The organism is Segatella baroniae B14 (assembly GCF_022024235.1).
GTDB classification, from domain to species: Bacteria; Bacteroidota; Bacteroidia; order Bacteroidales; family Bacteroidaceae; genus Prevotella; species Prevotella bryantii.
Genome location: NZ_CP091799.1, coordinates 2,005,474 through 2,018,681 on the forward strand (window position 1 = coordinate 2,005,474; position 13,208 = coordinate 2,018,681).

The 13,208-nt window shown below is 39.9% G+C and carries 10 protein-coding genes; 1 reads left to right on the forward strand and 9 read right to left on the reverse strand.

All coding sequences use genetic code 11. The features are described from left to right. Positions 1 to 343: 343 nt before the first annotated feature. From L6469_RS08595 to L6469_RS08615, 5 genes are all read right to left on the reverse strand, one after another. Positions 344 to 784: a DUF6078 family protein gene (locus L6469_RS08595; protein WP_006281615.1), complete on the reverse strand. Its 441-nt coding sequence runs from the start codon at positions 782 to 784 to the stop codon at positions 344 to 346. 250 nt (positions 785 to 1,034) lie between these two features. Next, positions 1,035 to 2,702 (reverse strand): RagB/SusD family nutrient uptake outer membrane protein, encoded by a 1,668-nt coding sequence (locus L6469_RS08600; protein WP_074802961.1) that lies wholly within the window; start codon positions 2,700 to 2,702, stop codon positions 1,035 to 1,037. Between the two features lie 22 nt (positions 2,703 to 2,724). Then, positions 2,725 to 5,937, reverse strand: a complete 3,213-nt coding sequence (locus L6469_RS08605) for a SusC/RagA family TonB-linked outer membrane protein (RefSeq protein ID WP_074802964.1) — start codon at positions 5,935 to 5,937, stop codon at positions 2,725 to 2,727. 360 nt (positions 5,938 to 6,297) lie between these two features. After that, a complete protein-coding gene (locus L6469_RS08610; protein ID WP_006282716.1) occupies positions 6,298 to 7,203 on the reverse strand; it encodes a helix-turn-helix transcriptional regulator in 906 nt (301 codons plus the stop codon). 2 nt (positions 7,204 to 7,205) lie between these two features. After that, the gene (locus L6469_RS08615; RefSeq protein ID WP_006282717.1) at positions 7,206 to 7,817 is read right to left on the reverse strand and encodes a ribonuclease HII; all 612 of its coding nucleotides are present in this window, start codon (positions 7,815 to 7,817) and stop codon (positions 7,206 to 7,208) included. Positions 7,818 to 7,939: 122 nt separating this feature from the next. Between L6469_RS08615 and L6469_RS08620 the strand changes: the two genes are divergently transcribed. Continuing rightward, positions 7,940 to 8,248: a hypothetical protein gene (locus L6469_RS08620; protein ID WP_036857994.1), complete on the forward strand. Its 309-nt coding sequence runs from the start codon at positions 7,940 to 7,942 to the stop codon at positions 8,246 to 8,248. 80 nt (positions 8,249 to 8,328) lie between these two features. On the opposite strand, the gene L6469_RS08625 is transcribed toward L6469_RS08620, so the two are convergent. The 4 genes from L6469_RS08625 to sufB are packed head-to-tail and all read right to left on the reverse strand — an operon-like array spanning position 8,329 to position 13,146. Beyond that, on the reverse strand, positions 8,329 to 9,543 hold the full coding sequence (locus tag L6469_RS08625; RefSeq protein WP_006282719.1) for an aminotransferase class V-fold PLP-dependent enzyme: 1,215 nt from the start codon (positions 9,541 to 9,543) through the stop codon (positions 8,329 to 8,331). A gap of 16 nt (positions 9,544 to 9,559) precedes the next feature. Next, positions 9,560 to 10,903, reverse strand: coding sequence for a Fe-S cluster assembly protein SufD (gene sufD / locus L6469_RS08630; RefSeq protein WP_027453187.1), 1,344 nt, complete (start codon positions 10,901 to 10,903; stop codon positions 9,560 to 9,562). Between the two features lie 13 nt (positions 10,904 to 10,916). Next, a complete protein-coding gene (gene sufC, locus L6469_RS08635) occupies positions 10,917 to 11,681 on the reverse strand; it encodes a Fe-S cluster assembly ATPase SufC (protein ID WP_006282721.1) in 765 nt (254 codons plus the stop codon). 19 nt (positions 11,682 to 11,700) lie between these two features. Continuing rightward, on the reverse strand, positions 11,701 to 13,146 hold the full coding sequence (gene sufB, locus L6469_RS08640; RefSeq protein ID WP_006282722.1) for a Fe-S cluster assembly protein SufB: 1,446 nt from the start codon (positions 13,144 to 13,146) through the stop codon (positions 11,701 to 11,703). Positions 13,147 to 13,208: the final 62 nt, after the last annotated feature.

Below are 13,208 nucleotides of genomic sequence, written 5' to 3' on the forward strand. Positions count from 1 at the left end.
AAATAAAATATTTCCCTCTTATTGGGTGCAAAGTTATATTATTTTTTAAATTTAAACAAATTTTATAACCGAAAAGTTACTATTTTGAATAAAAAAGTAATAATCTAATAGGTAAAACGCTATTTTTATGTAAATTTTACTACTTATTCACACCAAACGCATGGTACAAATAACAATTACCAACCTTTGGTAACATGATTACCAATATGTGGTAACAACGTTACCAAAGGTTGGTAACGACATTACCACATAATGGTAATAAGATGATTTGTTCTTCTCACTCTACATCAAGATGGAGGATGGAAGGATAAATTAAGGTTTTCAAATCAAAGATAGCTACAACTTAGGAGAAGTCATATACATCTTGGTAATGATCAAACTCTAGACATTTCGTATACCCAAAGTTTTTGAACATCGCAAGGATATTCTCCTGCTGATTAGGAGTAAGCACTCGCTCTCCCCTATTATAGCGATAATAAGTACCATTACCCCCAAGATAAGCCTTCACTCGCCTATGCAAAGTAGCACTATCCGCTCGTGTTAACTGTCGGAAGAGTTCATTCATTCCCCAGGCACCACGCATAATACGTATCTGCTTGAAATGTACACAACGCCCATCATGAAGTGCTGTAGGATAAACAGCAGGACCAAAGGATACGTTAGCAGGAACATGCTCCCCTGCTAAATGACTAATACAGGCTGTAGCCATTGGACAGTCTTGAACGAAACATAAAGGCCACGATGGTGGCACCATGTCAAATGTAAATTTCAATTTCTTATCCATGATATGATTTGTGAGTTTTACTTGTACCTTTATATCATATAGGAGACTTTAGCTGAAGTCATACATACAGATGCAAATATAACAAGAATTCATGAGACAAGTTCATTTTTTCTCTAAAGTACAAGAAGCGTGCACAGTGCATCGCCATTTTTGCATCATAAAGTGAAAAGTAATCGCAATAACCATTTAAATCAAAAAAGAGGATATGTCTATTGACATACCCTCCTTACTATATATTCACTATAAAGAATTATTCTGCCTGCTTTGAAGCTGAGTTCGCCGCTTTATTATAGGTAATCTCATCTTCTGGAATTGACCATGTCCAATCGTCATTTGCACTGACAGTAATAGCAACTGATGCATTAAAGTTACCACCATGCCCAATGTCATGACGAACAATATCACGCTTCCAACGCTTGAAGTCGCTCCAGTTAAAGCCCTCTCCCCAAAGTTCAAGACCACGATACTTTACAATTTCCTCGAAGAGATCGTTGCCTGTCTTATTGCAAGAATAAGAAGCATCACGACCAGTAGAAGCATTCAGCTCTACCAAGTTAGCCTGAGCCTCTGCTGTATTACCCAAGAAATAGTTAGCCTCAGCCTCAATCAATACCATCTCTGAAGAACGGATAAAAGGAATATAACTTACACCAGGAGTATCGAATACACGGAACTTCATCTGAGCACCCAAGAAAAATGCCCGTGTGCTTGTCTCTTCGTCGATGAGTCCCTGATAAGCAGGAGCAAAGTTGATACCAGAGTTTGCCTTAGCGATAGAGTCATTAGCATTAACTACAGAATCACACTCATGGTAAACCTCATCGCTTGACAAACCAAGTATACCATAGGTCATATAATAACCATCCTGTGAATCTGCCTTAAATGAAGGCAACTTATCAACAGTCAAGAATAACTGCTTACGAGCATCATTGTCAGGAATCTGATCAGTCAAGTCCTTGCTGATAGCACCGGCACCAGCATAGTCATTGCTGGCATTGTAACCATTACAAGCAAACTGAGTACCGAAACTCCAATACCAGTTGTTCTCAGAAGCATCTCCATAAGAACCCATAATCCACTCACTGGTAGGCTTACAGAAGCCGCTTGCATAACTCTTGTTATCCATCAAAGCATAGCCCTGACGTGCCAACTTAGCCTCAGAGAGCGCCTTACTATAATCTTGCCTGGTCAAAGCTGCACGTGCATATACAGCATGAGCTACATTCAAGTTAGGCAACCAAATCTTACCCTTCTCACGATCAAGTCCACTTGCTCCAAAGAGTGAGATTGCATCATCCAAATCACTGTAGATTTGAGCATAACACTCTGCCATAGTAGAACGTGGCATCTCACCAACAGACTCATCCAGACGAAGGACAACACCAGGCTTGGTACCATTGTCAGAATCCTGCCAACGTACGCTGTAATAGTGCAATAGCTTTTCATAAGCATAGGCACGGAAAGTCAGCGCAGAGGCCTTGATAAACTGAATATCAGCTTGAGAACCTTCAGCAGCATCAATATGAGCAATTACAGTATTAGCCTGACCAATGATGTTATAGTAATAGAACCAAGGATAAGTAGCATAAGAGGTTGTATAATTCTCAAAATACGTACCATTCATGAGAGTTGCCCATCCCGGTTCATACATGGTATAGGCAAAATCATTATCCATATAGTTCTCATAAATAGCTATAATACGGTTTTCACCTGCACAGCCCTGACTCCAAGCATGTTGCTGAGTAGACATAGACTTTGCAATACCATTCAGCACCTTGTAACCATTTGAAGTTGTTGATAATGCGGTAGCTGTACTGACAGACTGAGTTGGAGTTGTATCCAGGAAATCGCTACTACAAGAAGCGAATGCTGGTAAGCAAAGTGCAGCAATAATATATGATTTGATTAACTTTTTCATTTGTATCTTCAATCTTGATGATTTAGAAATTAAACTGAACACCGAAGTTCCATACACGTGGTGTAACATAAGTATCCTCTGACATACCATCGAAGCTGTACTGAGGATTCATACCCTGACGAGCAGTAATCGTCAACAAATTCTCAACACCTGCGTTAACAGTCATACCATTGATACCGATCTTCTGAAGATACTTAACCGGTACACGGTAGGTCAAGTTGATGTTCTTGAATACTAAGTAAGAAGCACTAACCAAGAAACGGTCGCTGACAGCATTATTATAGTTGCTGTTGGTATAGTCAAGTAATGGAGTACCATCAACAAGGATACGATCTGCAGAAGTTTCTGTCATACCTGCAGGAACACCATTCCATGATTTCAATACATCAACATGGAGAGCAGAAGCAGAAGTGGCAGTAGCTGTACTCATTAACTGTCGATAGGTTTCATCAAAGATTTTACCACCGAGGCTGTAAGTTAGCAACATGTTCAAAGTAAAGTTTTTCCAAGTCAAATCAGTATGGAATGAACCAAATACAGTAGGCTTAGCAGTACCACGGAAATCCTTCTTACCATAAGTAGAAGCATCATAAGTATAATCTACACCGTTGATGGTGACAAGCATGCCCTTACTTGCAGCAGCACTCTTTTTATCAGGATCAATTGTATACAGTGAACGACCTGTCATCTGATCTACACCCTCAAAGTGGTAAGTATACCAGTCATAGAGAGAGTGACCCTCAGAATACAAACGCACAGAACTACGTACATAATCCTCATGGTTAACCAACTCATTAATCTTGTTGCTTAAGAATGTAGCATCCAAACCAACATTCCACTTGAAACCATGACTCTTGACGACAGCCACATCAGCTGTGAACTCAAAACCGCTATTGGTAATAGAACCGATATTGCGGAACACTGTCATATTACGTGTATCGCCGTAAGAGAAAGATCCAGCAGAAAGTGGCATTTTCACAGCCATCAACAAGTCCTGAGAACGCTTATTGAAATAGCCCAAAGAGAAATTCAAACGGTCAAAGAGTTTACCCTCTAAAGCTACGTCGATAGTCTTAGTGGTTTCCCACTTGATATCACCGGCATCCAAAGACTGCTTCATCAAAGCTGGGTCTCCAGCATTCTTATCTATATAATAAAGTGCCTGGTAAGCATAGAAATCCAAAGCCTTGTTGTTACCGACCTCACCATAAGAAGCACGAAGACGGAGATCATTTACCCAATTATATGGCTTCATGAAGGCTTCACGCTTAATATCCCAGCTACCGCCGAGTGAGAAGAAACTACCCCAACGCTTGCCATCAGCAAAACGAGAACTGCCATCCCAGCGAATAGAAGCATCCAAAAAATACTTCTGATCATAGTTGTAACGACCACGGAGGAAATATGACTCCTCACGGTCTTCCATCGTATATCCTTCAGCCGAAGAGTTGGTCAAGAAGTTACTCATAGCATAAATACCATCAACTGCCATGTTGGTATTCATGGTACGAGTCAACTGACGTTTATATTTATAACTCTCATGACCAAACAAAGCATCTATATGATGGATATCAAAATCATGATTCCAGTTCAACAACTGCTGACTGGTTGTAGTATAACGGCGCAAAGTAGACTGGGTAAAACGACCATTATTAGTTGCACCATCACCAATCAGTGGGTTATCATATTTTTCTTCAGCTGTAACCAAACGGTTTACGTCACCCTTTACTGTAACACTGAAATCATAAGGAAGATTAACTGTCAAGTAAGCCTGACCACCCAACTGGTTGTTATCCTTATCGTCTGTATTATGGCGCAATACATAAGCAATGCTATAGTTACCCAAATAAGAAGAAGAAGTATCGTATTGCTTGTTACCATTTGAATCGAAAACATACTCTCCATTGCTATTATGCTTATAATAAGGATAAATAGGAGCCATGAAACGGGCTGAATGGAATGGGTTAGCATTATAGGTGCCTTCAGCATTACTATTATAGCTCTGCTGGCTGAATGTGGCATTCACATTGATACCCATTTCAAAGTATTTGTTTGGCTTAAACATTGAGTTTACACGACCTGTAAATCGCTCATAACCGCTACCTACGATATAACCCTTTTCATTCAAATAGCCGAAAGAAGAGAATACATTAAACTTGTCAGAACCCATCTGAGCGGTTACATTATAATCTTGGCGATGACCATTACGCTCGATAGCATCGTTCCAGTCTAAATCATCATAATATGGCAAACGATTAGCGATCAACTTACCATTGGCATCAAACAGAGCATCATCAGCAGCATCATAGATATTACGCTTTGCATTTGTACTGATAAGGTTCTTTGTTGCATAAGCAGCTGCATCAGTCTCATTCATAGCCAGTGCACTATTAGTCATAGCATAGTGCTTCAAAGCTTGCCAAGAAGCCTCCATCCACTGGTCTGCACCCAATCGCTCATATTCTTTAATACCACGGGTATAAATACCTTGGTTAATCTTAACAGAAAAAGTTGGTTTAGAAGCTGAACGACCGTTCTTTGTGGTAATAATAATCACACCGTTAGCAGCACGGTTACCATACAAAGCAGCAGAAGCGGCATCCTTCAGTACAGACATGCTGGCAATATCGTTCGGATTGATATCAGCAATGTTACCATTGTAAGCTACACCGTCAACTACGAACAAAGGTGCAGATGCATCATTACCTTCAGCATCATACTTGGTCAAAGTACCAATACCACGGATACTAATCTTAGGCGCAGCACCAGGCTCACCATACGTAGAGTTAACCTGAATACCAGGAGCACTACCTTCCAAAGCACCTGTTACAGATGTACCAATACGCTTCTCAATGTTTTTGGCATCAATAGAAGTAACAGCACCTGTAATACTTTGGCGCTTTGCTGTACCATAAGCTACAACAACCACTTCATCCAAATTCTGACGATCTGCCTGAAGATTGATGTTCATTTTGCCACTCTTAGCAGATACAGTTTGAGAAGTCATACCAATGTATGAAATTTCCAACTTAGAACCTGCAGGAGCATTCAAAGAAAAGTTACCATCAATATCGGTAACTGTACCCATTTTTGTGCCTACTACTTTTACAGACGCACCAATAACTGGCTGTCCATCTTCAGCAGAGATCACTGTACCACTAATTTGTGTTTGAGCCATAGCCATCCCTGCAGACAGGACAAGACCAGCTAAAACCATCTTTAGTCTTTTTTCCATAAATCCCTCTCGATTTTTTTAATTAAAATGTTTATAGTTATAATTTCTTTCTGCGACATATAACACTAATTTATTCTCATAAAATCCTGCTAATTTCTCTCACAAAAACAGCTCGTATCATATTGTCGTACACTACATTTCAAGATACAATTCACCCATGCAGGCAAACGATTGGCAAAATTACCATATATTAATAAGGAAAACAAATTATTGCGTATAAAACCATAAATATTTAACATTCATTAGCAGTAAAAATCATATAAACTCTTTAAAACTGTTAGAATATCCATGAAAAATGTAATAATTAGTATACTATAATTAGGTTTATACGCAATTTTTACAAAATAAGCAATAGAAGTGTCAAAAGCGTTTAACATTTTCCTTCAACTGATTCTTCAAATAGTTCTTGAATGCCTCATCGCCGAGGACATCGATATCTGATAAGAGTCCTAAAACAAAACGGCCGATACCAAGATAACTGGCAACATTCATTTGCAAATGCCAATGATGTTCGTCTTCTTGCGTTATATACTTGGCTGAAGCTGGATACTCTTCTACTAGCAAATTGTGAGAGAGTTGTCCTAACCGCAACTCTATAGGATATATTTTCTCGCCACTAAACATAAATATATCGGTAAACACCTGCTTATGACGCTCTTCGTGCTCCCACGACAAATCATACATCGTAACGTTGCCCATCCGGGATATCTTGAAAGTTTTGTTCATCTCCGATTTCAACTCATAACAACGTACGTCATTATTATTATTCATCAACAGAAATGGTTCAACAATTCGGTCACATACCGACTGACTATGCGGGGAAGAATATTTTTCTATCTTTACCAATCGTTTATATTTGATAGCCTCATAGAGTACTGTAATATTATGAGCCGCTTGTAGACGAGCTTCTGGATCTGATAGAATTTTATAGTCGTAAAAATTAGCCAATTTACGATTTATACGGTCTACAATAGCATTATTGCCACCAGCCACATCAAGTGCCTTACGGATCGTAATAGCTTCATCCTCCGTAAAATTAATGGTTTCATAGAGTTGTTTCAAAAATGGTGATTCGCGATCGATACTATATACACTCGCTTCATCCTTCTCCACTTTAAATCCCCATGTACGAAAACTCTCTAAATAATAATAAAACATACGACGGGAAATATCCATTCTCTCACAAATGGCATTCACATCAAGTTTATGATTCTCCACCAGAATTAACATCAGGCGGAGCTCCTTTTCCATTTTATCGTGTCGCATTACTACTCGTCTTTAAAGTCTAAACTCAATTCTCCTGTTCCCAAAAGATTGTAACTCTTACGATGATATGGACTTACTCCATGCTCGCGAATACCCAGACGATGTTTCTTGGTAGGATAACCCTTGTTGCTTGCCCAGTCGTAATAAGGATACTCTTCGGCCAAAGCCTTCATATAGTCATCACGATAGGTCTTGGCAAGAATACTGGCAGCTGCTATTGACTGGTATTTACTATCTCCCTTGACTATTGTTGTATAAGGAAGATCCTTATATGGATCGAAATGATTACCATCGATAATTAAAGCCTGAGGTTTTACTTGGAGCTGTTCTATAGCCCGATGCATCGCCAGAAAACTAGCATGCAATATATTGATTTTGTCGATTTCCTCAGGGGTAACAACACCAATAGCCCAAGCTACAGCATCTTTCTGAATCTGCTCACGTAGCGCATATCTCTTCTTCAACGATAGTTGTTTACTGTCGTTCAATTCTGGATTGTTATAATCGGCTGGCAAAATCACTGCTGCTGCATATACACTACCTGCCAAACATCCACGACCAGCCTCATCACAACCGGCCTCAATTAAATCTGTATAGTAATGTGACTCTAACATTGGGCTATTTTCTTAATAATTCTTAATAAATTTCGTTTTTAACACACTAATATTTTAAGTGAACTTTTATTGCACAACCATTCTATATCTTTGCAAACAGTAATTAGTTAAAGACAAAGATTATGGAAAAGAATGTGACTTTATCAGTAAACATGAGCAACCGCGAAACAACTAAAAGCATTTTTAAAAGAATGATTGGGACTTGGACATCCATCACTCAAAAAGTTAAAATGCCGGCAGAATGGTTGCGCCTATATTATAGTGGCATACTTGGAAAAAACATAACCATGCAACAGACTTGGTTACTCATTAAAGCACAAACAGCTTTCTTTCTCGGTATTTTCCCAGCTGACATGTCTATTCTACTACGCTTCGCACTTGGTATTTGGATGGTTTATACTTTCATACAGTGCAAAAATGCAGATATCTAATTCTATTCCTACATGACATAAGGGCTGACTATCCCATGATAATCAGCCCCCTATATGACTTGTTGAGAAATAGCATGATATTAAAACATTTTGCTAACACGCTTGATACCTTCTACCAGGATATCTACCTCTTCCTTGGTATTATACAGACCAAAACTAGCACGGACTGTGCCCAGAATACCTAAGCGGTCCATCAATGGCTGCGCACAGTGATGACCTGTGCGGACAGCAATGCCTAAACGATCAAGCAAGGTACCCATATCCATATGATGGATATCGCCAACAAGAAAGCTTACTACCGCATCCTTATGGTCGGACTGACCAAAGATATGCATTCCCTCTATTTCCTGGAAACGCTCTGTACAATAACGGGTAAGCTCCTGCTCATGGGCATAGATTGCATCCATACCCAATGCACTCACAAAATCCAAGGCTACAGCCAGACCATGAGAAGCAACATAATCAGGTGTTCCTGCTTCAAACTTCAAAGGTGGACGCTCAAAAGTAGTATTCTCAAAACTCACGTGATCGATCATCTCACCACCACCTTGGTAAGGGGGTAGCTTGTCTAACCACTCTTCTTTACCGTAAAGAACACCGATACCTGTAGGACCATATATCTTATGACCACTAAAAACAAAGAAGTCACAATCTAACGCCTGTACATCAACCTTGAAATGTGGAGTACTCTGTGCACCATCAACCATTACAGGAATATCGTGCTCATGAGCAATACGAATAATATCTTCTACAGGATTAACTGTACCCAAAACATTACTGACATGCATCACACTGACCAGTTTGGTTTTAGGTGTTATCAGTTTTTCAAATTCATCCATGATAAGTTCGCCCTTATCTGTCATCGGAATGACTTTGAGCACGATACCCTTCTTACGAGCCTGTAACTGCCAAGGTACGATATTAGAGTGATGCTCCATTGTAGATACTATCACTTCATCGCCTTCCTGCATAAACTCATCACAGAATGATGATGCAACAAGATTCAAGCCCTCTGTAGTACCTCTGGTGAAGACAATCTCTGTAGTAGATTTTGCATTAATAAATTTGCGCACAGTTTCACGAGCTGCTTCATGCAGTTCAGTAGCTTGCTGACTCATCCAATGCACACCACGATGAACATTTGAATTTACATTAAGATACTCGGCACGCATTGCATCGAGTACACACAAAGGTTTTTGGGTGGTAGCACCATTATCCAGATATACTAAAGGCTTATCATATACTTGACGCGATAGTATTGGAAAATCAGCACGTACCTGGTTAATATCATACATTTCAAACTCCTTTCTATTATTTGCAAAGTTTACAACCTTCGCACTTATTAAGCTGGCCACGGAAACGCATTTCTACCAAATGATGAAGGCGGTCACGTAGTGGCTCAAGTGTCATTTGATCGATAACTTCATTAATAAAAGCAAATTCTAACAGCATTTTAGCTTCTTTTTGGTCAATACCACGCTGCTGCATATAGAACATAGCAGCATCATTTAACTGACCTACAGTAGAACCATGTGCACACTTCACATCATCAGCATATATTTCGAGCATAGGCTGTGTATACATACGAGCTGTTTTGGTGGCTACCAGATTCTGATTGGTTTCCTGAGATGTTGTCTTCTGCGCTTCCTTACGAACCAGTACTTTACCTGCAAAGGCTCCTACAGCATTCTCATCAAGCACATACTTATAAAGTTCATGGCTATCACAATGAGGAACTTGATGATCTATCAGCGTATTATTATCAACATGCTGATTCTTGTCTTCAATGGCACAGCCATTACAATAACACTCTGCACCTTCACCCTTAAATACCAAGTCAAGTTTATTACGAGTAATTCCATTATGCAAAGTAATTACATTGTGATAAACTCGACTATTGGCCTGCTGTTCGATGTAGACATTGCTGACACGCGTATTCTTGAGATGAGTTTCTTCCAAACAATTCAGTTCGAGTTTAGCATTTTCACCTACAAAAGCCTCAATAACCTGAGTAGTCAAGAAATTACGATCATCAGCAGAGTCATCACAGAACAAGAACGTAGCCTCAGCACCCTCTTCGAGCACAATAAGAACACGACGATTAATCATCAGGTCCACGTCAGATCGAAGGATATTAACAACCTGAACAGCACGATCAATCTTGACATTTTTAGGTACATATACCATAAGACCATCCTGTGCCAGCATCGTGTTCAAAGCAGTTATGGCATCTTCTTCTGTCTTAGCTTGCTTACCATAATACTTAGCGACCAACTCAGGACATGTAGCAGCTACATGGCTCAAAGAGGCGACGATAACACCCTCAGGAAGAGTCGTCTTAGGTTGAGCCTTGGTATAGAAAGCATCATTGACAACAAAATAAAGAGAAGTGCTCAAATTTGGCACATCACAACGAAAGGCATCGTACGGATTAACAGGTATTTCCAAACGATTAAGATTCAAACCATAATCAGGTTCAAACAACTTATCCATATTGGTATACTTGTAGCGTTCTACCTTCTTCGAAGGAAAGCCCTGCTTCTTGAAGTCCTCGAAGGCCTTGTCACGAATAGCATTAAGAGGCTCTGCAGCATGCTTGCAGATCATCTCTCGGGCTGTCGTATATAATTCTATATATTGTTTCTCGCTTGACATATTCTTACCTTAGTTAATCACCATACTTAGCATCAGCCTCTTCTTTGATCCACTCGTAGCCTTTTACTTCGATTTCCTTGGCTAGTTCAGGACCTGCTGTCATCACAATTCTACCTTTATAGAGAACATGGATAACACTTGGCTTGATCATATCGAGCAGACGCTCGTAGTGTGTGATAACAATAGCAGAAGTATGCTCATTATGCATTTTGTTGACTCCATCAGCTACAATACGCATAGCATCAACATCAAGACCAGAGTCGGTCTCATCAAGGATACTCAGTTTTGGTTCGAGCATAGCCATTTGGAAGATCTCATTACGCTTTTTCTCACCACCAGAGAAGCCCTCATTTACAGAACGATGTGACAATTTTGCATCGAGTTCTACAAGCTGGCGTTTTTCACGCATCAGCTTCATAAAATCAGCTGCTTTCAGTGGTTCTTTTCCTTCATATTCTCGTTTTGCATTTACCGCAGCCTTCATGAAATTTGTCATACTGACTCCTGGTATTTCTACAGGATATTGGAATGAAAGGAAAAGGCCTTCACGAGCACGATCTTCTGGTTTCATATCGAGCAAATTCTTACCGTTGAAGATAGCCTCACCACCTGTTACGGTATAGAGCGGGTTACCTGTCAGAACAGCTGACAAGGTTGACTTACCAGAACCATTAGGTCCCATAATGGCATGAATTTCACCATCATTAACTGTAAGGTTGATACCTTTTAATATTTCTTTGCCCGCGATAGTTGCGTGCAGATCTTTAACTTCTAACATAATTCTCTAGTTTTTATGTTTATCCTACAGTTCCCTCAAGAGATACAGAAAGTAACTTCTGAGCCTCTACAGCAAACTCCATAGGCAACTTATTCAAGACATCCTTAGCATAACCATTCACAATAAGTCCAACTGCCTCCTCGGTTGGGATACCACGCTGGTTACAATAGAATAACTGATCCTCACTAATCTTAGAGGTTGTAGCCTCATGCTCCACAACAGCTGTATTATTATGAATATCCATATATGGGAAAGTATGAGCACCACAATTGCTACCCAACAATAAACTATCACATGAACTATAGTTACGAGCATTATCTGCTGTTGAAGTAGCACGTACCAAACCACGATAAGAATTCTGGCTATGACCTGCAGAGATTCCCTTAGAGATAATAGTACTCTTGGTATTCTTACCCATGTGGATCATCTTAGTACCAGTATCTGCCTCCTGATAATTATTAGTTACCGCAACTGAATAAAATTCAGCTTGACTATAATCACCTCGAAGAATACAAGAAGGATACTTCCAAGTAATAGCCGAACCAGTTTCTACCTGCGTCCAACTTAATTTGGAGTTAGTACCACGTAAGTCGCCTCGCTTAGTCACCAGATTGAGCACACCACCTTTACCATTCTCGTCACCAGGATACCAGTTTTGAACTGTAGAATACTTCACCTCAGCATTATTCATGACAATGATCTCGACGATAGCTGCATGAAGTTGATTTTCATCACGCATAGGGGCCGTACATCCCTCAAGATAACTAACATAGGCATCATCTTCGGCAACGATTAATGTACGCTCAAACTGACCTGTATTACGAGCATTGATTCGGAAGTAACTACTTAATTCCATCGGACAACGTACTCCCTTAGGAATATACACAAAAGAACCGTCGCTAAACACAGCGCTATTCAATGCTGCAAAATAATTATCGCGATAAGGTACAACTGTACCTAAATACTTTTGAACCAAATCAGGATGACTCTTCACAGCTTCACCGATACTGCAGAATATAACCCCCTTCTCTGCCAACTTCTCCTTAAAAGTAGTCTTGACAGACACAGAGTCCATAATTGCATCAACAGCAGTACCACTCAACGCCAAACGTTCTTCCAACGGAATACCAAGCTTATCGAATGTTTTCTCTAACTCTGGATCGATTTCCTTATTCTTTGGCTTTTTTGCCAAAGGATCGGCATAATAAGATATTGCCTGATAATCTATTTCTGGCACATGAACATGACCCCACGAAGGCTGTTCTAATGTCTTCCAATAATTATAGGCTTTCAGTCGAAAGTCGAGCATCCATTCCGGCTCCCCTTTCTTTTGCGAGATCAAACGAACTATATCTTCATTGAGTCCGTTAGGGATGATCTCGGTATGCACGTCGGTAGTGAAGCCGTACTCATACTTCTTCTCTGCCACTTCACGTACAAACTCATTTTGCTGTGTTTCTGCCATAATATATCAATACCTATTTTTACGTTTATAGGGTCGGATGCCACATCCGCCCCTATAATATA